The 20,223-nt window shown below is 34.4% G+C and carries 24 protein-coding genes; 5 read left to right on the top strand and 19 right to left on the bottom strand.

Going from position 1 to position 20,223, the window contains the following annotated elements:
* A complete protein-coding gene (gene mreB / locus Ami3637_RS13925) occupies positions 1–1,032 on the bottom strand; it encodes a rod shape-determining protein (RefSeq protein ID WP_162363086.1) in 1,032 nt (343 codons plus the stop codon).
* Positions 1,033–1,084: 52 nt separating this feature from the next.
* Positions 1,085–1,762 carry a RadC family protein gene (radC, locus tag Ami3637_RS13920; RefSeq protein WP_162363085.1) on the bottom strand — a complete coding sequence of 226 codons (678 nt, stop codon included), beginning with the start codon at positions 1,760–1,762 and terminating at the stop codon, positions 1,085–1,087.
* A 189-nt stretch (positions 1,763–1,951) separates the two neighbouring features.
* On the opposite strand from radC, the gene Ami3637_RS13915 reads away from it, so the two are divergent.
* On the top strand, positions 1,952–2,119 hold the full coding sequence (locus tag Ami3637_RS13915) for a DUF1540 domain-containing protein (protein ID WP_162363084.1): 168 nt from the start codon (positions 1,952–1,954) through the stop codon (positions 2,117–2,119).
* Between the two features lie 80 nt (positions 2,120–2,199).
* Positions 2,200–2,556: a sigma-70 family RNA polymerase sigma factor gene (locus Ami3637_RS13910; protein WP_162363083.1), complete on the top strand. Its 357-nt coding sequence runs from the start codon at positions 2,200–2,202 to the stop codon at positions 2,554–2,556.
* A gap of 3 nt (positions 2,557–2,559) precedes the next feature.
* On the opposite strand, the gene Ami3637_RS13905 is transcribed toward Ami3637_RS13910, so the two are convergent.
* The 14 genes from Ami3637_RS13905 to Ami3637_RS13840 all read right to left on the bottom strand — a co-directional run bounded on the left by Ami3637_RS13905 (position 2,560) and on the right by Ami3637_RS13840 (position 16,056).
* Positions 2,560–3,474 (bottom strand): recombinase family protein, encoded by a 915-nt coding sequence (locus tag Ami3637_RS13905; protein WP_243158185.1) that lies wholly within the window; start codon positions 3,472–3,474, stop codon positions 2,560–2,562.
* Complete coding sequence (locus tag Ami3637_RS13900; protein ID WP_162363081.1) at positions 3,444–4,136, bottom strand: recombinase family protein; 693 nt, start codon at positions 4,134–4,136, stop codon at positions 3,444–3,446. The genes Ami3637_RS13905 and Ami3637_RS13900 overlap by 31 nt, the downstream gene beginning before the upstream one ends.
* A gap of 373 nt (positions 4,137–4,509) precedes the next feature.
* On the bottom strand, positions 4,510–5,466 hold the full coding sequence (locus Ami3637_RS13895; protein WP_162363080.1) for an MORN repeat-containing protein: 957 nt from the start codon (positions 5,464–5,466) through the stop codon (positions 4,510–4,512).
* 182 nt (positions 5,467–5,648) lie between these two features.
* Entirely contained in the window at positions 5,649–6,059 is a 411-nt protein-coding gene (locus Ami3637_RS13890) for a hypothetical protein (RefSeq protein ID WP_162363079.1), read from the bottom strand.
* Entirely contained in the window at positions 6,056–6,259 is a 204-nt protein-coding gene (locus tag Ami3637_RS13885; RefSeq protein ID WP_162363078.1) for a helix-turn-helix transcriptional regulator, read from the bottom strand. Before Ami3637_RS13885 ends, Ami3637_RS13890 begins: the two co-directional genes overlap by 4 nt.
* A 161-nt stretch (positions 6,260–6,420) precedes the next feature.
* Positions 6,421–7,560, bottom strand: coding sequence for a GGDEF domain-containing protein (locus Ami3637_RS13880; protein WP_162363077.1), 1,140 nt, complete (start codon positions 7,558–7,560; stop codon positions 6,421–6,423).
* A 115-nt stretch (positions 7,561–7,675) separates the two neighbouring features.
* Complete coding sequence (locus tag Ami3637_RS13875; protein WP_162363076.1) at positions 7,676–8,941, bottom strand: hypothetical protein; 1,266 nt, start codon at positions 8,939–8,941, stop codon at positions 7,676–7,678.
* A gap of 50 nt (positions 8,942–8,991) precedes the next feature.
* A complete protein-coding gene (locus Ami3637_RS13870; protein WP_162363075.1) occupies positions 8,992–9,582 on the bottom strand; it encodes an FtsX-like permease family protein in 591 nt (196 codons plus the stop codon).
* Positions 9,569–10,333, bottom strand: a complete 765-nt coding sequence (locus Ami3637_RS13865; protein WP_162363074.1) for an ABC transporter ATP-binding protein — start codon at positions 10,331–10,333, stop codon at positions 9,569–9,571. The genes Ami3637_RS13870 and Ami3637_RS13865 overlap by 14 nt, the downstream gene beginning before the upstream one ends.
* 86 nt (positions 10,334–10,419) lie before the next feature.
* Positions 10,420–10,779, bottom strand: a complete 360-nt coding sequence (locus Ami3637_RS13860; protein WP_162363073.1) for a hypothetical protein — start codon at positions 10,777–10,779, stop codon at positions 10,420–10,422.
* Between the two features lie 60 nt (positions 10,780–10,839).
* Positions 10,840–11,979 (bottom strand): sigma-54 dependent transcriptional regulator, encoded by a 1,140-nt coding sequence (locus Ami3637_RS13855; RefSeq protein WP_162363072.1) that lies wholly within the window; start codon positions 11,977–11,979, stop codon positions 10,840–10,842.
* The gene (locus tag Ami3637_RS13850; RefSeq protein WP_162363071.1) at positions 11,973–12,221 is read right to left on the bottom strand and encodes a response regulator; all 249 of its coding nucleotides are present in this window, start codon (positions 12,219–12,221) and stop codon (positions 11,973–11,975) included. Before Ami3637_RS13850 ends, Ami3637_RS13855 begins: the two co-directional genes overlap by 7 nt.
* A 3-nt stretch (positions 12,222–12,224) precedes the next feature.
* The gene (locus Ami3637_RS13845; RefSeq protein ID WP_162363070.1) at positions 12,225–14,573 is read right to left on the bottom strand and encodes an ATP-binding protein; all 2,349 of its coding nucleotides are present in this window, start codon (positions 14,571–14,573) and stop codon (positions 12,225–12,227) included.
* Positions 14,574–14,703: 130 nt separating this feature from the next.
* Positions 14,704–16,056 carry an APC family permease gene (locus Ami3637_RS13840; RefSeq protein ID WP_202931058.1) on the bottom strand — a complete coding sequence of 451 codons (1,353 nt, stop codon included), beginning with the start codon at positions 16,054–16,056 and terminating at the stop codon, positions 14,704–14,706.
* A 435-nt stretch (positions 16,057–16,491) separates the two neighbouring features.
* On the opposite strand from Ami3637_RS13840, the gene Ami3637_RS13835 reads away from it, so the two are divergent.
* Positions 16,492–17,193, top strand: a complete 702-nt coding sequence (locus tag Ami3637_RS13835) for a cysteine hydrolase family protein (RefSeq protein ID WP_162363068.1) — start codon at positions 16,492–16,494, stop codon at positions 17,191–17,193.
* 105 nt (positions 17,194–17,298) lie between these two features.
* On the opposite strand, the gene Ami3637_RS13830 is transcribed toward Ami3637_RS13835, so the two are convergent.
* A complete protein-coding gene (locus Ami3637_RS13830; protein ID WP_162363067.1) occupies positions 17,299–17,805 on the bottom strand; it encodes a metal-dependent hydrolase in 507 nt (168 codons plus the stop codon).
* 42 nt (positions 17,806–17,847) lie between these two features.
* Between Ami3637_RS13830 and Ami3637_RS13825 the strand changes: the two genes are divergently transcribed.
* Together Ami3637_RS13825 and Ami3637_RS18985 are read left to right on the top strand one after the other, a co-directional pair.
* A complete protein-coding gene (locus Ami3637_RS13825) occupies positions 17,848–18,141 on the top strand; it encodes a hypothetical protein (RefSeq protein ID WP_202931057.1) in 294 nt (97 codons plus the stop codon).
* The gene (locus tag Ami3637_RS18985; RefSeq protein WP_202931134.1) at positions 18,117–18,194 is read left to right on the top strand and encodes a sigma factor-like helix-turn-helix DNA-binding protein; all 78 of its coding nucleotides are present in this window, start codon (positions 18,117–18,119) and stop codon (positions 18,192–18,194) included. The genes Ami3637_RS13825 and Ami3637_RS18985 overlap by 25 nt, the downstream gene beginning before the upstream one ends.
* 66 nt (positions 18,195–18,260) lie before the next feature.
* Here the strand turns inward: Ami3637_RS18985 and Ami3637_RS13820 are convergent, their stop codons facing one another.
* Both Ami3637_RS13820 and cmk read right to left on the bottom strand, forming a co-directional pair.
* Positions 18,261–19,502, bottom strand: coding sequence for a DUF1015 domain-containing protein (locus tag Ami3637_RS13820; RefSeq protein WP_162363066.1), 1,242 nt, complete (start codon positions 19,500–19,502; stop codon positions 18,261–18,263).
* A 40-nt stretch (positions 19,503–19,542) separates the two neighbouring features.
* Entirely contained in the window at positions 19,543–20,220 is a 678-nt protein-coding gene (gene cmk, locus Ami3637_RS13815) for a (d)CMP kinase (protein WP_162363065.1), read from the bottom strand.
* Positions 20,221–20,223: the final 3 nt, after the last annotated feature.

Here is a 20,223-nt window from a genome sequence, read left to right as displayed (position 1 = left end):
CTATCTTCTTGAAACGCAAGCGTATCTCTTTAGTTTATCTAAATTTTCAAGGCTCTTACCTGTTCCTAAGGCAACTGCTTCAAAGGCATTTTCTTCAACTGCTACGCTCATTCCGGTTTTCTGGGAAATTAATTTATCCAGTTGTGAAAGCATACCACCACCACCAGATAATACCAGCCCATTATTTACAATATCTGCTGCTATTTCCGGAGGTGCTTTCTCAAGTGTTGATTTTATACCATCAATAATTATTTCTACAGATTCCTCCAAGGCAAGTAACATGTCTCTATTGGTTACTTCAACAGTTGCAGGTAATCCGGATATGATGTCTCTGCCCCTTGCCAGTTCTGTCCTTGTAACTTCATTACCATGTTCATCGGTCTCCATCATAGCACAGCCGACTTTAATCTTTAATTCCTCTGCTGTCTTATCTCCAATTGCCAGGTTAAACGTTTTTCTCATATATGCCACAATAGCATCATTTAATTTATCTCCCGCATATCTCAGTGAAATACTTGTTACAATGCCTCCTAAAGCAATAATAGCAATGTCAGTAGTTCCACCGCCAATATCACAAATCATGCATCCTTCTGCATCATCAATAGCAAGATTTGAACCAATTGCCGCCGCCATAGGTTCTTCAAGAATATAAACTTCCTTGGCACCCATCTGACGCACAACTTCTTCTACAGCTCTTTTTTCTACTTCCGTAACCCCACTTGGTACACCAATGGAAATACGTAAATTGCTTGAGTTTTTATTTCCAAGTGCTCTTCTTATAAAAACTCTGATCATTTCTGCGGTCATATCAAAGTCGGATATAACGCCTTCTCTGAGTGGTCTGACAACTTCAATGGTCGCTGGTGTTTTACCAATCATTCGCTTAGCTTCTGTTCCTGTTGCCATTACAGAGTTGGTAAGCTTATCCATGGCTATTACAGATGGCTCATTTAATACTATTCCCTTTTCTTTCATATATATTAAAGTATTAGCCGTGCCTAAATCTATACCCATATCATTTCTAAAAAACATACTAAATCCTCCACTACGTATTGTTCTACTGTCCTCAAATAAGCTTGGACAATTACATTAGATTTTTATTTTTAAAGCTCAAAAAAGTGCCATCACCAATTATTATGTGATCGATTACTCTGATTCCTAATACCTCACCAGCTTTAATAAGTCTTTCTGTAATATCAATATCTTCCCTGCTTGGAGCAGGATTTCCGCTTGGATGATTATGTACAAAAATAACAGCTGATGCACTCTTTTTAACTGCTTTGCAAAATATTTCCCTTGGGTGAATAATCGTGCAGTTCAAGTCACCAACTGCAACATTTTCTACCGATATCACTTCACCTTTTGTATTAAGTATTACAACATTAAAAAATTCCTTTTTATAGTATCTCATTTTTTCCATAAAAAGGTCTGCGATAACTTCCGGATTATTTACATTGATTCTCATTTGTTTTGGCTTTGTAGCAATTCTTTTCCCAAGTTCTATAGCCGCTACAATCTGACAGGCTTTTGCCTGCCCAATTCCTTGTATTTCAGCTAATTCCTCAGGCAAACACTCTGCAAGAAATCTGATTCCATTTTCCTTAAAAGTCAGAACTTCATTTGCAAGAGCTACTGCTGACTTATTGCTCGTACCAGTTCGGATAATAACAGCCAAAAGTTCTGCATTTGACAATGCAGAAGTGCCATAAATGACCAGCTTCTCCTGAGGTCTTTCATCTATTGGAAGTTCCCTTATTATCATGTATTTTCCCCCTTGCACCCTTAATGGTGCCAAATCTCGCCTCCTTATTTATTAACCCCCAATTATTCGTATCTTATATTTTAGCATTTTAATTAAGCTTATACAAGAGAAAAACCCGCTAAATTTTATTAATAAATTTTTAAATTTTAAGCATACTAAAATAGTAAATAAAACTTAGGAGGTAATACTATGAACAGTTCTTTTGTAAATGAAAGCATCAGATGTACAGTAGATCAGTGTAAAAACCATGCACAGAGCAAAAATTATTGCTCCCTTGATTCCATAACAGTAGGAACACATGAAAACAGTCCAACACAAGACCAATGTACAGATTGTAAATCTTTCCAGGTTAAATAAGTTCATGCTTTTTTTATAAGGTCATGCACTTTAAGCCCCTTTTCTGCATATAGTAAAAATCTACAGAGGGGGTTACATAAATGGGCAGTTCCTTTCCAAAACCACTTACATGCAAGGAAGAGGAATATTACCTTAAACGTTTTGAAGAAGGCGATTCAGAAGCAAAAAATACATTAATTGTGCGTAACCTCCGTTTAGTTGCGCATATAGTCAAAAAATATTCCGGTGGAAATACCAATCCAGATGATTTAATTTCCATCGGCACCATAGGGCTCATCAAGGCCATCAATACCTATAGCAGTAAACGTGCCACCAGGCTGGCAACATATGCAGCAAAATGTATTGAGAATGAAATACTAATGTCAATTCGTTCTGACAAAAAACGTAAGTTGGAAATTTCACTTAACGAGCCTACTATGATAAAATTTATAATTTAATTTCTAATTTCGTATATTACACTCTGTTTTATAACTTTCTCCTTTTCCTGTTGTCTCGTAGTGTATACAAACCGGATCAGGTATATACATAAAAAAAATATCCAGATTACGGTTTTCATATAATATTATTTTTTCAACTATTTCTGCATATAGTTCTGGTGCTGGCATATTCAAAAATAATATTTTTTTAATTTGTTCCATAATATTAGCAGAATTAAATTTAATATCATTATTCTTTTCTATTTTTTTTAGATTATGTTGCTTTTCTCCAATGCTACTCGTATATTTTCTTTTCATTTTTTCGAACTCTTCTTGTGTTATTCTTTTTTCTAAGTATAAATCAATAAGTTTTTCTTTTTTCCCGTCTAAAACTTTTATCTCTTTTTTTAATGAGCTTATTAATTCTTTACAGTTGTAACCCTGAAACCCATTAATTTCTTCCTGCATTTCTTCATATATTTCTTCTTTTAAAAAGGTTATATGCTGTAAAGCGAAATGAACACATGAAATCAGGTTCTTTTCATTTATCAGTTTATTTGTGCAGCCCTTTTTATTCCCAGTATCATCTGTTTTCGGTTTTCCGTAAGTGTATGCCTGACTGCACTGCCAGGCTCGCCATCTGTAGTTTTTTGTTAAAGATGTCCTAGTCACACAATTTGCTCCACATACGCCACATTTGACTTTACCGGAGCACCAATATCGGTTTGAATACTTTGATTTTTCATCAACGATTATGGAACGTCTTGAATATTCTTCTCTTGCCATATCCCAGGTTTCCCTGTTTATAATAGGCTCATGATGATCCATGAAATATAATTGTTTCTCCTGTCCCTTATTCTTTTGCTGCTTATGCTCTAAAAAGTCTGTTATCACTGTTTTTTGAGTTATTAAATCTCCTGCATATTTTTCATTGCACAGTATCCGGGCAATAGTCTGGGGCCTCCACCTTTCAATTCTCCCCCTACCATTACCTTTTCATCGATTAATTCTTTTGCAATAACACTGATTCCTTTTTTTTCGTATACATACCGGTTAAATATATCCCTTACAATGTCTGCTTCTTCTTCCACTATTTCTAATACACCCTTCTTGCATTTATATCCGAATGGTCCCCTACCAAAGACAAATCCCTTTTCCATTTGTCTTTTCTGTCCCCATTTTACGCGTTCAGAAGTTTTCCGGCTTTCTTCCTGGGCTACGGATGCCATAATAGTAAGGCGAAATTCCCCATCCTTGTCTCTGGAGTCGATATTGTCATTAATAAAAATTACGCCTACGTTTTTTGACTTTAATAATCTTACATAATACAAAGTATCAACTGTATTTCTTGCAAATCTGGATACCTCTTTGGTTATAATCAAGTCAATACTGCCTTCCAGGGCCTCTCCAATCATTTCTTTAAACTGTTCTCTTTTTCTTACACTGGTACCTGTTATTCCTTCATCCGCATAGATACCCCCAAACGTCCATTCGTGATTTCTTTGAATATATTCTTTAAAAAATGTGGTCTGATTTTGTAAAGAGTTTAATTGATCATCATCATCTGTTGATACTCTGCCATATCCAACTACAGTCAACATTTCATCTCCCCTTTTCCACAATAAAACCAGCCTGACATTTTATCTTATGCGAAGCTGGTTTTTAAATTCTTTCATTGATTTTTCTGGAGAATTGATTTATATTGCTTTTCCGTGATAATACCGTCTGTATATAACTGCTTATATATGCCCAGTTTAAATAACTTTTCAAACGGTCTGGACTTACAAGGCTTTCTCTGGATTTGTACTTTTTCCCCTTTTACTCTGAATCACCACCTTCCTTTTCACTTTTTTATCATTATATTTTCTATTTTATAAATCATACGTTAAACTTTCATATAATCTTGTAATAATATCCAATACTACAAAAACAAAGAAGGCAAATCTGCAAAATGCCTTCTTTGTAAAAATCTTTTTATTTGTTTTCAATATAGCATCCTGCTATGACCTGAACTAATGTGGTTCCGCCTCCATTATTTTCATAGCTGCTGGAATCAAGTGGTAGTCCATAGATGGTCACATTGTCCCCTTCATAGATGTTACATGTGCCAGGATAGCAAATCCAATAATAATTATCATTATTATCATACACATAAATTTCTGTAGCAGAATATTTGAAATCATCATCATCTACCACATCTTCAAAAATTTGACTTACTGTTCCTGATATCACCATGATCTGATCTCCATATTGACTAGGTGATTTACTTATATGCTTATATTCTATAGTTTTATTGACAAATGGAGCCAATTGTTCATAATTATCAGCAGGGAATAATTCAAGATGTTTTTTCAGAAAACCGTTTGCTTTATCCGATATAGTATATGGCATATTTGTATCTGTCCCAAAAGTAATAATTAAATTTCTAAAATCTGGTATAAATTTTCCATTTTTCCATTGTCCTATATATGTAAGACTATCATCATCAAACGTCTGTGTTCCAATACCATTAAAAATACCATTTTTCCATTGTCCCTCATATGTGTATTTTACTTTTGCATCATTTGTCGCTACAAAATTACCATTTCCATTTGGTATTCCATTAATTACATCACCTTTGTATTCTCCAACTCTATTAACTTCTTTAAATTTTACCAACAAAAGATTTGTTTTTAAAGTTCCTTTATCTGAAATCTGTCCATCTTTAAAGTTCCCTTTATAATTCAAATATTCTTTATCTTTTTTATATTTAAAGCTCCCTTGCCCATTTGGTATACCATTTTCACATGTTCCAGTATATGTGCCCGCATAGTCCTTGTCCTGGAATTTAATAGATATGTTCTTATCTTTTACTTCACTGGTGCATCCAGTAAAAACTAAACAACTTATAATAAATATTAAGCTAAGTACAACTGTTATCTTTCTTTTCATAATTCTCCTCCGTAATTTGATACACAAAACATAAAGATTAATAATTAATTAGATTTATTCTTATTATACTATTTTTTTATGCATATTCTTTAGGTCATCATCCTTTCATTTTCGACATTTTTTGACATCGAATAAGAATCAAAGTTTTTACTAAAAAGAAGATATCAGCTTTTAACTAATCATCAGTATTTTTTATGATATATAAATACAAATAAGAAATATACTGTAGGCATAAAAAACAGGGTAGCAATCAGAAAATTCTGAGATGATATATTTACTATAGAGTTTAAAATAACCGCCACAAATATATACCAATAGGAAACCCAGAAAGCCGTATAGCCTGCTTTCGTATTGATAAATATATTTCTCTCCTCATTTTCAAGTTCTATGTTCTTTACCATCTTTGGACTTTTTCCCGCATGTTTATAAATAAACATTGTTCCTATACCGGTTGGAAGAAAACCTGCCGTCAGCCCAAGCATAGCCTCTTTATGATAATCAAAAATAAGTCCAGTTACCGCTGCAATTACCCCGATTAAAATAAAAATTTTTGAATACAGTAATTCCTTTTTTAGATACTTATTTAAATTCATAACAATTCCTCCTCAAACATAAAAATTTCTTCAATAGAAAGATTAAATACCTTTGCTATTTTAAATGCTAAAAAAATTGATGGATTATATTTTCCGTTTTCAAGAGAAATAATGGTTTGCCTTGATACGTTTACTTTCTCTGCTAAATCCTGCTGTGTAAAACCAGAATGTTCTCTGAGTTCTTTTATTTTATTTTTCAACTGGAAAAACTCCTTTCTGTGCAGCATATGTAAAGTACGCTTTACATTATTAGTATACTGTTTAAATCCGTATATGTCAAGTGTACTTTACATATACATTTTAAAAAAGAGACCATAGAATTTCTATGGTCTCTCTTTTATATGTTAGGGTATTAATAAAATCAAAAAAATTTTTTTGCGTATTTTATCCGATACATATTATAATCAGCCTGTGCAATAAGAGTATCAACAGAAGAATTTTTTTCCCACACAGCATATCCTATACTAAGAGATATGGAGAACTTTTCTTTGCTTACAGAATTAAATATATTTACATTTTGCTCAATCTGAGTTATTAATTTCTGTATATTGGTCAGCTTCCGTGTCTCATAAATAATAGTGAATTCATCACCACCATAACGTGATAAAAAAGCATTTTTATTTTTGCAGGACTTTTTCAATACATTTGCTACAGAAATCAAAGCTTTATCTCCGCAAAGATGTCCATAGGAGTCATTAATCTGCTTAAACTTATCTACGTCAATCATAATCAGTGCTATGACATCTCTGTCATTATCACTCTTTGTTTTGAAGAAAAGATATTTATCGAACTGCAATCTGTTATTTAATCCCGTTAAAGAATCTGTATTTATTTGCTGGTTCTGAATATTAACAAATATCATTAAAAGGGAAATAACTACATTTACCCAGATCAGGGACAGTCCATAAAACAGAGCTTGTAGAATTCCTCCTACCAATGGAGGAAGAATAAAAGAAGCCATTAAATATAACTGACCCTTTTCGCTTTCAATTTTTGTTTTATGTGCCTTATGTAATGCCATATATGACGAAAGTAGCAGATACGAAAAAGCCGTCATCACAGGGAGTAAAAAGATTTTTCCTCTGTGATAAATGTTATTTGTGTCAACGTAAAATATAAAGCCATACCATAAGTTAATAATTATCATAAGGGTATTTGCCAATACTGGAAGGAAGTATAGCCACATTCGCTTTCTAAGAGATTGAGTACTATTATTTAATATACAGTCACAATATAACAGCCATAGAAATGGTATAAAAACATTAAAAAAGTAATACGCCATTGATATTAAAATATTAGCCTCTCTGGCTAATAAAAATCTTTTACCATCCACCACCCACATACCAGTATCCAGTACAAGTATCCATACAACAGAAATAATTATTGTATTAAACAGCCGCTGTTGTATAGTAATCCCTACAGATTTCTTCTGATTACAAAGTAAAATAACCAGTATTATTATCCCTGTTATATTAATCTGAGTATACAAAAGTTTTTCCATATACCAACTCCTGGCGCATCATTAGCATTTTTCTAATTAATTGTACTTTACTTCTTTAAATATTCATTATTATACCTTATAAACGTATAATTGAACAGACTTATCTGCATCGGTATTAAATTAAAAATCCAAAGCTGTATAGTTCCTTTCTAGAGTATGTTATCGTTCCTGCCAATTGCACTGCAGCCAGTACAAAACCTATAATCAGACTGAAAGCAACCGCTGTCATTTGGTATCCATAAATCCTGCTAACCGTATAATTATAAAATACCCCTATGCAAATTCCCAGAATACTCTGGGGCATAAAATAACAGATATTTTTATACTGGATGATGTTAAGCATTTCTTCTGGAGTGATTCCAATTCTATATAGCCCGAACAACATTCTTTGCTCTTCTTCTGCTTCACCCTTAATTTTAAAATAAACCATGGTGCTTGAAGCTCCACAGAATAAGGCCATAATAAATGACATTAAAAAAATCAGGAATTGTGCTGACTGTTTTTCAATGGTAAAGGTCTCAATCTTCGATGAAGCTTTATAATAATGGTTCTGTTCTTGCTGCTTTATATGGTTATTTTGAAATAAATATCTCTGAACTGCTTGTATACCTTTACCTGAATTCTTCCATTCGTCAAATGCATATAACTTTATGGTGCCTTTCCAACATTCATGATAGTCAATAGCCAGCTTATTATAATCCGTATCATTAAGAACCAAAGTATAATCAGCGAAAGTGGGATTGCCATTAAATAAAATCCTTATATCACTACCCGCAGATTTCAGTTTTAAATTTTCTCTGCCACAATTAAAATTTAGCTGCTTCATTGGAATCATCTCATGATTGTAGCCATCATCCAGCTCATATTGGAATATATTCAGGAATTGACCTGGATCAATTTGATAATTACACCCAAATTCTTTATTAACTTGAGATGCGGGAAGCATATTGAAAGCTCTATCTCTTAAATAATTCACCTGTTTTACTTCTTTAACCACTATTCCATTCTGCTTTAATAAATTCTGGATTTTATAATCCTCTGCCTGGTTCATTCCAAATATTTGAGAATACACTAAATCATAGGGGCTATAGCTGGCTGCATTTTGTAGCATGGTTGGATACAGGGTTCCACATAGCCCTCCAAAAAATATTGAAAATCCTGTTAACCAGGCGGCTATCAGTGTAATTCTTTTCCGTGAAGAGTCATGCTGTCTTATAAATGCAGTTTCAATTATATGCTTCTTTCTGTAACAGGGAAATAGTCTACCAAAATAATACTTTATCCTTTCTGACTGGGAAAAAAGCATATAAAGCCCTGAAAACATAAAGAATAAACTTACATACCAAATATATTCGGTTTTTTGTCCATATCCCTTAATCATAATTATAATGGAAAAGATTATAGACATTATCCCCACTATTAATATAGCAACTAATGCTGTCTGATGCCCTCTGCTCTATATTTTTCTCTGATTAGTTCAACAATCTGCATCTTCAGGAAACCAATAATAGCAACTGTTAATGTAATAAATATTGTAATGATATAAAGAATAGCTGTCACTTTATAAGAATCCGTATTAAAGTACCACGTTAAACCAGCTATACCGATTACCTGCTGGATTACAAAATAGAACACAAAAGAAAGTATGGTTCCCAGCAGAAGGCCACTAACCAGTGACAGTACTGCCATAAAACTATTTTCCAGAAGCATATTTTTCAGTACTTCCTTTTCATTCATTCCCAATGTCATTAAAATACCATATTCGTATTTTCTCTTTTTTAAAAAAGCCTGGTTTGAATATGGAATAAATAACATCAGGAAAACACCAGCAAAAACGCTGGGAGCGTAAATGTTACTGGAAATCATACTATGAACTATTTCCGGATTCATAAATAATTTATTGGTAAATAATGCAGCAAAACAGTAAAAAAGGGATACTGAAAGTACATTACATAAAAAATATAATCTGTAACGTTGAAAATTGGCAATCAGCATTTTTCTGGAAATATCAAAGAATGTCATCCTGTTCACCCCCAATGATTGCCAGCATCTCTGTTATAGAATCAATAAATTGTTTTCTGGAACCTTTTTTGTCTATTTCATTTTTAAATACTCCATCTTTTAATAAAACTACTTTATTGCAATAGCTTGCCGCAAAGGTGTCATGGGTAACCAATAAAATACTGGTGGTAAGTTCTTGATTTATTAGTGTAAAGTAATCCATAACCTCTTTGGTAGATCTGGAATCCAGATTTCCCGTGGGCTCATCAGCCAATATAATGGCAGGATTGTTAATTAATGCTCTGCCGATTGCTACACGCTGTTTCTGTCCTCCTGATATTTCCGCTATATTTTTATTCTGTATATCCTGGATATTAAGTATTTTTAATATTCTTTCAGCCTGTTCTTCCTGTTCATCCGCAAACCTTTTTTCTAATATCATAGGGAGCAGAATGTTTTCCTTAGCTGAAAGACTTTCTATTAAATTAAAATCCTGGAAAACCATTCCTAATCTTCTTCTTCGAAATAGTGCCACTTCTTCTTTATTCAAGTCCGATAAATCACTATCTTCAATGTAGATTTCTCCTTTATCATAGCAATCAATTCCACTTACTATATTCAGTAATGTAGTTTTGCCACTTCCAGATGGTCCCATGATGGCCACCATATCTCCCTGCTTAACCAGCATATTAATACCTTTTAACACCGTAACTTCTTCTTTGTTTCTTTGTTTATAACTTTTCCATACGTCTTTCATTTCTAAATTATTCATATTTCCTCTCCATTTCTTATGAAAATCTGCATACTAAAACAAAGCCAGTAACACTGGCTTACTATAAAAATCAGATTAAAACGGAGTTATTCATCCATGCGAACGCATAGCGACACAAGAGTACGCTTTTCTCTGGAAAGCATTTTCCCCCTGTAAAAAATGGAATGTTTAAAAGATAATAAAAATAAATCAGCAGTTATGCCGATAAAGACGACCTCCAGCAAATGGTTTGTGGAACTGGACTCTGTAATATTTTCACCACTATAACTATTTGTAAGGATACAGTGATTTAATACTTTTGTCTGATCCACCCAGATTTCTTTAAAATCTCCTGGATTACATGGTTCATTATATAATTTAAAATTAAACGAAAGTAAAAGAATAAAAATAATGGATGATAAAACCATACTGGAAATATATTTTCTGTTTCTGTATCTATTTTCCAAAATCCTTACTCCTTTACTCGTCAAATCCTTAAAAAAATATCTAGCTTACAGTATACTACCTTATTCTAAATTAATGTTGTATTCTTTAATCTTTCTGTATAAATTTTTTCTGGCTAATTGTAGCTCAGTGGCAGCCTTCCCCACATTACCCTGATATTGTGAAAGTACTTTTGTAATGTACTGCTTCTCAAATTCTTTTTTTGCCTCAAGTAAAGGAACTTGGCTTTTTAGAACATTTTCTTTTATAACATCAGAACCCATGTGTTGCTTTAACTCATCAGGCAAATCACACGGACTGATTTCAGAATTATTTGCCATAACTACTAAACGTTCAATGATATTACGCAGCTCTCTGACATTTCCAGGCCAATTATACGCAGTCAGTATATTGATTATCTCGGATGATAATGGAGAAATACATTTATTGGTCTCTTTAGACAATTGATGGACAAAGTAATCTACAAGTATTTCTATATCATCTTTCCGTTCACGCAATGGAGGCAAATGAATTGGCAGAACATTAACACGATAATAAAGATCATTTCTAAATCTTCCCTTTATGACTTCCTCCGCTAAATTTTTATTGGTAGATGTAATAAGTCTGAAATTTGTCTTGATTGTTCCACTACCGCCAACCCGTTCAAATTCTCTTTCCTGCAGGACTCTTAAAAGTTTGGCCTGAGTACCCAGGGGCAATTCTCCGATTTCATCTAACAAGATAGTACCCTGATTAGCAATTTCAAATTTACCCCGATGCAGTTTGTCAGCACCCGTAAAAGAGCCCTTCTCATGTCCAAATAGTTCACTCTCTAACAAATTTTCTGTCAAAGCTGCACAATTGACTTTAACGAAGACCTGGTCCGCCCGATTACTTTTGTAATGAATCTGGCTGGCAATAATCTCTTTTCCTGTACCACTTTCCCCTGTAATCAGAACCGTAGCATCTGATCCCGCAAACGTATCAATTTTTTGACGAATTTCTTTTATCTTACCGTTTTGACCAATCAACTGCATCATTCCTGCTTTTTCAAGCATCTGATCTTTAAAAATCCTGTTTTGATTACTAATTAAGAAAATTTCAAAGGCTTTTTGAATGTTCAGTATGAGATTATCAATATCGGCAGGCTTTAATATATATGTGAAAGCCCCTGATTTAACAGCCTCCACTGCCCCCGCTACAGAGCCTTCTGCCGTCAGCATAATAACTGGATAGAAGGATTAATCTCTTTGATTTTCTGCAGTAAAAGGATTCCATTCATTTTGGGCATAATGATATCAGCAATGACAACGCCTGTAGGCTTTCTCTTAATAAGTTCCAACGCACTGGGCCCATCACTGGCAGTTATCACATCAAAATGATTCAACTTGAATATTTTTTCGTAGACTCTTAGTAATTCCTTATCATCATCAACGACAAGCAGATGATCCATGAATTCTGCCATACACTATCTTCCTTTCATATTCTTAAGTGGTACTGAAATAATAAATTCGGTTTTCTCTCCTAATTCACTGTTTAATTTGATAGTGCCATGCATCTTCTCAACCATTATTTTAGTAATCCAAAGCCCCATACCTGTTCCGGAGCCAGATGTATCCGCCGTCACAAATGGTTCGAAAATCCTTGTTTTAAATTTATCTTCAACCCCTTTTCCATCATCCTTCACAGATATAATCATTTGGTCTTCATAATAATATCCCTGAATTGTTATAGTCCCTCCTTCACCAATAGCATTAATAGCATTGGATACGAGGTTCATAATAATACTCTTAAATGGTTCTGCATTACCTTCATAAATAAGTGGATCTGGCTGGAATTCTGTTATATACTTAATATTTTTTGCAATGCTGTTTCGTTTTGTCAGTAATATAACTTGCTCCACTATTTTCGTAATATTCCCCTGGGTGGTTTTCGTTAGTGCTGAGCTTGAGAAATTCAACAGGTTATAGATGACATCTTCAGCATTTTGTGTTGACTGTATGACAGTATTCACACTTTCATCCAGTTCTCTGTTTTCATACTCCTTGGCATATGCGGATATAAGATAAGAAGACCCTTTGATAATGGCCAGTGGATTCTTCAATTCATGAGCTATTGCTGCCGTAAGCTGTCCTATTTCTGACATTTTCTCTTTTTGCGCAAGTTCTTTTTCTAAAAGAACCTGTTTTGTAACTTTCTGGCTCTGCACAATTATTTCAGTTACCTGTCCGTCGGCATTCATAACTGGATAATACATGTTTTGTAAAATATCTTCACCAAGGACAATTCTTGAAAATTGTGTTGATTTGGTACGGATTGTTTTTTGTATTGCACAAGCATTACATATTCTGTCGCATCCCATTAAGATTTCATGACATTTTTTCCCCTGCAATTCTTCTTTTGATTTACCAAGCGCAACCATAGCCTTCTTATTTATATTAGTTATACTCATGTTGGGACTCACAAACATCAGCATCCCCCCTATACTGTCAATCACACTTTGTATTTCAATGTTTTTATGGATTAAATTCTCCGTATAGTCTTTCATCTTAGCACTCATAGTATTGAAGGCCTCCGAAAGAATTTTAATTTCTGTATAATTATAAATAGGCTCTTTATATTCAAAATTACCTTCCGCTATGGTTTTGGCACGGCTAACGAGAGTGTCAAATGGTCTGGAATACTGCCGGTATAAAAATACGGCAATGATAATATAAACAAGTAAAAGGGTTAAACTGAAGTGCCATAAATTATTTTTCCCCAGATTATTAATCTCAAAATACTGGTTTTGAACAATCTCTACCCCCACTATCCATGGCTGCCCTACAACTTTAGCATGTGCAATCATATGATTCTTATCGTTCTCATCTCTATAGGATATAACGCCATTCTCTTTACAAAGTATTTTTTTTAAAGCATTTCGATATTGTGAAAATAAATTCTTATGATTTACTATATTTGTTAAAAACGTTTTTCCTCTTGTTCCGTTTTTAGGTACTATGCCGGGATGATAAATTACATTTCCATTATCCTGAAGTAAATATACAATTCCACCCTCCCCAAGCCTGAAATCTTTCAGGAACTGATCATTTAATGTATCAAGACATACATCAACGCAAGCCACTCCTATAAAATTGTCTCCCTGATATAATGGCACCGAACATGTAATTACCCATCCTTTCCCGAAATAATCCATATAAGGATTGGTCCATACGGTTTTTCTTTGGGGATTATTCTTTTGATTTGCAGCCAGATAAAAAGGATCATTTTTTTGAAGATGACCAGGATCATATATATCGATTGAAGAATAAGGAAACAACCTTAGGAATCCATCTTCCGTGGCTATGTAAACCCATTGAATATAAGGATTTCGTTTTATCATATACCCCATCATCTTGTCTAGTTTTTCAGTGGCATTAATTGTCCTTATGGTATTAAGACTTAGCTCATCAATGGCAGGGAAAAAAATAGAAGAGGACATATCAGAATTGTCACTATCATTAAGATTTCTGTGGAGTGTATTATCACTTTCCCTGACATAATCATCAGAAAGCTTCGTATTAGTTTCTTTTCCGATATATTCTGTTGCAAAGTCTGCAAATCCTTCTGTCTCTTGTTGAATTTGGCCTATGATTAAAGATAAGGTATTTGCCTTTTCAGAAGCAATTGCCTGCATGGAATCTTGTACATTCTTTACCGTTTCTCTTCTGTCCTGATTTGTAATATACGCTGTAAACACTGTGACCACAACAATGTTAAACAGTAAGAATATAATCATTATTTGTGATACAAGGGATTTTCTGTCAAGTAATTTCATAAATCCAAATCCTTTACATAGTTCTTTTTATCACTTTATCATTTTTTGTCGAAAAATGCCAGTAGTCTCTAAAAAGTAATATTGTGGCATCTAATTTAAATGCCACAATGTACTTATTAATCCAGATTATTTATAGTTCAAGCTCTGCAGATTTTTTAAAAATTTTAATTAATATAATATAGTAAACAATCCCACAGGCCAGCCAAACCAATCCAAGCACTTTAGCCTGGTTACTCAGACTGAACCATACGTATCCCACTATAACAGCTCCAATCAACGGCGTAATAACATATTTAAAGATTCCTTCTGCTTTTATTCTGATTTTATAGTAATAGATTACGGCCAGGTTAAGAATAAAGAAGGAGGTTAATGCACCAAAATTAACCAGTATCGTAAGCTCGTTGATTTTACTTTGAAATAGAACACACATTATAAGGGAAACCCCTGCAATAAACCAAGTGGCCACGTAAGGTGTTTGATACTTGGGGTGCACTTTAGAAAAGGCTTTTGGAAAATTTCCGTCACGAGACATGCTAAACAGCACACGAGAAACTGCAACTTGCGCTGTTAAGGCTGCAAATCCCCAGGAAAGTGCTGTGGCTGTTGAACACAGAGTTAACAGAGTCTTTCCTCCAGCAAGATTGGCAATTTCATAAAAGGCAGTATCAATACTATTAAATGCCTTAAAATCCGGCCACAGACATCCTGCAATCCAGGTCAGGAAAATAAAGAGACCTCCCAGTATCAGAAGGGCAGATATGGTAGCTCGTCCAACTGCTTTTCCTCCCCCCTTAGTTTCTTCTGCAAGTGTACTGATTGCATCAAACCCTAAAAAGCTTAGAACCGCGATAGATACTCCATTCATAACCATTGCAAGACTAAAATTCTTTGCATTGAAAATTGGATCCACCGTAAAATGTGTATCATTTGTTCCTTTTAGTATGGCCATAACAGCAAAAATAACAAAGGCAACATAAACAACCATTTCAAAAGCAAGTGCAACGACACTTAACTTGGCAGATGCTTCAATACCTTTAATATTAAAAAAAGTAACGATTGCGAGAAAAATGAAAGCCCATACAAGAATAGAGACTTCCGGAAAAATGGCATTCATAGAGGCTCCGCATACTACATAAATCAAAGTAGGCATCAGAATATAATCCAGTAAAATTGCCCATCCAGTCATAAAGCCCAGATGTTTATTGATTCCTCTTGAAGTATAAGCATATACGGAGCCTGCGATTGGGAAAGCCTCTGCCATCCTTCCGTAACTGAAAGCTGTAAAAATCATTGCGAACATCCCAATAGCATAAACCAAAGGTACCATATTATTGGATGCTTCTGCTAAAAAGCCATAGATTCCGAATGGTGCTATAGGAATCATAAACACCAGACCAAATATAGCCATCTGCCAAGGCTTTAAACTCCTTTTCAATTCCTGCTTGTACCCAAAATCCTCCAGGGTATGAGCTGCTGTTTCCATTTGTTGAGACATTTTTATATCCTCACTTTCTTTTATAGTTTTAAGGATTTCTTCCTTTATACGAATATTCTGCAAATAGTGTACCAACCTGATTTTCCTATAAAACTTTTAAAAATGCAGGCTTTCCTCGTCCAACACGATTATGATTCTTTTCTTCATTTACCTTTTGGTAACAAAATCCCAGCAATACCTTATAGTACCTTGTTACTTTTCTATCCCTTTGTTACCACAGGGTAACAATTATAAATGTATTAAGTCTGTAAATTACACTTTTTTAATTCCAAGTAAAAATTATTTTAAAAATTGGTCAAATTTTATTATATTTTTTAGTGTTTTCTTTTATTTGTCATAGTGAATCTCAGTTTTGTTGGCATAAATCGTGCTATTACATTTATCAAACCATTGGTTACTAAAACAAAGTGAGGAGGTTCTATCATGAAACGCGATAGAAAATATTTGTCTTTTTATTATGAGACAACTGAAGAATTTCCAGATATCAGTCTGGATCCAAAGAAGACCGCTCTATGTATTGTCGACCTTCAAAACGAATTTGTTTTGCGGGATTTTGGAGAAGCTCTTGCCTTTAAGAAAGCAGGTGAATGGGAAAGATGGATTCCTTTCCATGACAGATTAGATGACATAGTTATTCCGAACAACAAGAAACTGTTGGATTTTTTCCGTGAAAATAATATGACAGTTAGTTTCGGAAGAATTGCATGCCAAAGGGAAGATGGTGAAGATCGGTCTCCCGTTCAGAAATCAGAAGGTTGGAATAATATGCTCATTCATACAGATAGCTTTGCTGCTCAAATGGTTGAACCATTGACTCCTGAAAAAAATGAAATTGTTGTTAACAAAACAACAGACAGCGTTACTACTGGAACCAATTACCTTCAGCTTTTAAGATTCATGGGTATAGAAACTGTAGTGGTTACAGGTATCGTAACAGATCAATGCGTTGCTTCAACCGTCAGAGGACTCGCTGATGAGGGGTTAAAAGTAATCTGTGTTGAAGATGCATGCGCATCTGGTAGTCAGGAACTTCATGATGCAGAACTGAAAATAATGAATATTATATATTGTGATGTTCTTAGTACAAATGAAACTATCCAACTGATAAAAAAGTACCTGGATTAATTAGTCCGTTAAATGAATGAATAGAATAGAATAAAAGATAAAATAAAAGAAGAGGCAAAACAAAGTTTGCCTCTTCTTTTATTTTATCCTATACTCAACCTGAAGTTAAAACCATGCGCTATATTGTCCATACAGGCATGCTCCCAGCACAAGGCAGACCACTGCTTCCATTGCACTGTTTGTCCTGATTTTTAATATATGAAATCTCTTAGCCGATAGAGGCCAGAACCACATGATTCCCTGTACATTTAAAGTATCTAAAATCAAATGTGAAAACATTCCAGGTATAAATCCCCATATAAAATAAATCGCCTGACTATTAAATTCATGGAGCCACCCCCAATTCAACATGCTTAAAACCACACTGATTGCCAATACAAATACTGGTGTATGTATTACTCCTCTATGCTTAAACAGTCCTGATATTATATTTGATGCTATAGGAATCTTATGACTTATCCAACTTTTTCTATGGTCTATGTCCGGAAAGAGAGATCCAAGCACTGCTCCTGTCATAATAGTAGTCTGCTGAATATGATCTGTTGCATTTACAGCTGAAATCATAGCTAACCCTGCAGCCACGCCTCCTAACCCATGTGTTACATAATTCATTTTTCTGCCTCCTAAATAAGCTAAATTTGTTTCTCCGATTTTTTGTTATCTATTATAATCTATATTGTTATCTTTATTATCCCCTTAACAGAGCCTATTGGTACAGATAAGGACGGTAATGAAATTAATTTCAATGATATACTTGGTTCTGATCCAGATGCAATTTTAAATGACATACATTTAAAATTGCAGGTAAAATCTCTTTACAATGCAATTTCACACATATTAACCAAGCGGGAACAATTAATAGTCATGAAACGATATGGCATATCAGGTGAAGAGCCCTTACCCAGCGTGAGCTTGCCAAAAAGCTGGGTATCAGCCGTTCCTATGTGAGCCGCATAGAGAAAAAGGCTGTCGGTAAACTTAGAGATTACCTCAAGCCCTAATTAAAAGCACTCCTCCAAAAGCATCTGCTAAAATGGAGGAGTGTTTATTTTATTCTGATGTGAAATTTATAGCTTGTGCATAAATAATCCGCTTCCCAGCTTTGGTTCAAACCAGGTGGACTTAGGCGGCATGACCATGTCATTGTCAGATACAGAAAGTAAATCAGATATTTCTACTGGGTACACTGCAAAAGCAACCGTCATATCTGTTTTTACCCTTCTTTCTAACTCTTTTAAACCTCTGATGCCTCCTACGAAATCTATTCTCTTATCCGTTCTAGGATCTTCTATCCCCAGAACAGGTCCAAGCAGATTATTTTGAAGAATGGATACATCAAGAGAATCGATCACATGGTCTGGTATAATTTCTGGTTTAGCAGTAATTTCATACCACTTTTCTTCCAGATACATGCCAAAGATATGCTTTCCGGCAGGTTTATAGACTTCCTTACCTTTTTCAGCTACATCAAAACCTGCATTCTTTACTTTTTCTATAAATTGTTCCGGAGTATTTCCATTCAAATCTTTTACAACTCTGTTATAGTCAAAGATTTTTAAGTCATTGTCTGGAAATATAACCGCCATAAAGAAGTTAAACTCTTCCTCTCCTGTATAGTCTGGGTTTTCCTCTCTTCTTTTTAAACCCACTTTACATGCGGATGCACTTCGATGATGACCATCTGCAATATATAATGCAGGAATCTCTCCAAAGATTTCAGTTAGTGCCTGAATAGTTTTATCATCATCCACAGTCCAAAGTACATGTTCTATCCCATCAGAAGTCTTAATGTCATAAAGAGAATCATGGTTTGAAATCCATCCTTCTACAATGCTTCTCACCTTTTTATTGTCTCTGTAAGTGAGAAAAACAGGTTCTGTATTTGCATTACAAATATCAAAATGATTAATCCTGTCGATTTCTTTTTCTACTCTTGTAAATTCATGTTTCTTTATAACATTATTAATATAATCATCTACAGCAACACATCCTACAATTCCCACCTGTGCTCTGCCATCCATAACCTGTTTATATAAATATAGTACAGGTTTGCTTTCCTGAACGAATACACCATCCTCCAAATTTTGTGAAATATTTTCCTTTGCTCTTTCATAAACACAAAGCTCATAGGGGTTGTCCTGTTCTGGCATATCAATTTCTGATCTGCAGATGTGTAAAAAACTATAAGGATTTCCATCCGCCATATTAGCGGCTTCTTCTCTGTTCATCACATCATAGGGTAATGATACTACCTTATCTGCATATTTTTTATCTGGTCTTATCGCCTTAAATGGTCTAACAATTGCCACCTTTTTACCTCCAGTTTAAATATATATTTAAGGTGTGAAATTATCTTCCACACCTTACTAAATTAATTATTTTCTCTGTAACTTCTGAAATGTTCATACCTGTAGTATCAAGTTCTACAGCATCTTGTGCTTTTCTGAGAGGATTTAATTTTCTTGTTGTGTCGCTATAATCTCTTTGAATAATATCCTGGAGGACCTGATCATAAGTTATCTGCTGGCCTCTCTGTATAAGTTCTTTATGTCTTCGTTCAGCCCTCTCTTCTGCAGAAGCAGTCATAAATATCTTAAAATTTGCATCAGTCAGGACATTGGTTCCAATATCTCTGCCATCCATAACAACACTCTTTGTATGTGCCATTTTTCTCTGAAGGGCCACCAGCTTTTCCCTTACCTCAGGCAAAGCAGAACAGACGGATGCCATTTTTGAAGCCTCCGGGGTCCGAATTTGATCATTAACCACAACTCCATCTAAAATGGTATTTCCTTCTTCAAAATCAATTTCTGTGCTGTCAAGAATCTGTTTAAGTCTGTCTCTATCCGACAGATTTATTCCTTCTCGTTCCAATTTGTAGCCTATAGCTCTGTACATAGCACCTGTGTCTATATAATCAATAGCCAGAATTCTTGCTACTTCTTTTGCAATAGTACTTTTACCGGCTCCACTGGGGCCGTCAATTGCAATATTAAATTTGTCATTAGCAGTGTTTATATTTATCATTGG

Origin of the sequence: Aminipila terrae (assembly GCF_010120715.1) — a bacterium.
Taxonomy (GTDB): domain Bacteria; phylum Bacillota; class Clostridia; order Peptostreptococcales; family Anaerovoracaceae; genus Aminipila; species Aminipila terrae.
The sequence above is the reverse complement of the archived record's forward strand: the minus strand, read 5'-3'. Positions and strand labels throughout refer to the sequence as shown.

Excerpts from the sequence above, each read along its gene's own strand:
- Ami3637_RS13875 (WP_162363076.1), bottom strand. The coding sequence starts at position 8,941 with ATGATTAAGGGATATGGACAAAAAACCGAATATATTTGGTATGTAAGT.
- Ami3637_RS13855 (WP_162363072.1), bottom strand. The coding sequence starts at position 11,979 with ATGCTGACGGCAGAAGGCTCTGTAGCGGGGGCAGTGGAGGCTGTTAAA.
- Ami3637_RS13865 (WP_162363074.1), bottom strand. The coding sequence starts at position 10,333 with ATGAATAATTTAGAAATGAAAGACGTATGGAAAAGTTATAAACAAAGA.
- Ami3637_RS13850 (WP_162363071.1), bottom strand. The coding sequence starts at position 12,221 with ATGGCAGAATTCATGGATCATCTGCTTGTCGTTGATGATGATAAGGAA.
- Ami3637_RS13880 (WP_162363077.1), bottom strand. The coding sequence starts at position 7,560 with ATGGAAAAACTTTTGTATACTCAGATTAATATAACAGGGATAATAATA.
- Ami3637_RS13895 (WP_162363080.1), bottom strand. The coding sequence starts at position 5,466 with ATGAAAAGAAAGATAACAGTTGTACTTAGCTTAATATTTATTATAAGT.
- Ami3637_RS13910 (WP_162363083.1), top strand. The coding sequence starts at position 2,200 with ATGGGCAGTTCCTTTCCAAAACCACTTACATGCAAGGAAGAGGAATAT.
- cmk (WP_162363065.1), bottom strand. The coding sequence starts at position 20,220 with ATGATAAATATAAACACTGCTAATGACAAATTTAATATTGCAATTGAC.
- mreB (WP_162363086.1), bottom strand. The coding sequence starts at position 1,032 with ATGTTTTTTAGAAATGATATGGGTATAGATTTAGGCACGGCTAATACT.
- Ami3637_RS13870 (WP_162363075.1), bottom strand. The coding sequence starts at position 9,582 with ATGACATTCTTTGATATTTCCAGAAAAATGCTGATTGCCAATTTTCAA.
- Ami3637_RS13915 (WP_162363084.1), top strand. The coding sequence starts at position 1,952 with ATGAACAGTTCTTTTGTAAATGAAAGCATCAGATGTACAGTAGATCAG.
- Ami3637_RS13900 (WP_162363081.1), bottom strand. The coding sequence starts at position 4,136 with ATGTTGACTGTAGTTGGATATGGCAGAGTATCAACAGATGATGATGAT.
- Ami3637_RS13845 (WP_162363070.1), bottom strand. The coding sequence starts at position 14,573 with ATGAAATTACTTGACAGAAAATCCCTTGTATCACAAATAATGATTATA.
- Ami3637_RS13830 (WP_162363067.1), bottom strand. The coding sequence starts at position 17,805 with ATGAATTATGTAACACATGGGTTAGGAGGCGTGGCTGCAGGGTTAGCT.
- Ami3637_RS13840 (WP_202931058.1), bottom strand. The coding sequence starts at position 16,056 with ATGGAAACAGCAGCTCATACCCTGGAGGATTTTGGGTACAAGCAGGAA.
- Ami3637_RS13890 (WP_162363079.1), bottom strand. The coding sequence starts at position 6,059 with ATGAATTTAAATAAGTATCTAAAAAAGGAATTACTGTATTCAAAAATT.
- radC (WP_162363085.1), bottom strand. The coding sequence starts at position 1,762 with ATGATAATAAGGGAACTTCCAATAGATGAAAGACCTCAGGAGAAGCTG.
- Ami3637_RS13835 (WP_162363068.1), top strand. The coding sequence starts at position 16,492 with ATGAAACGCGATAGAAAATATTTGTCTTTTTATTATGAGACAACTGAA.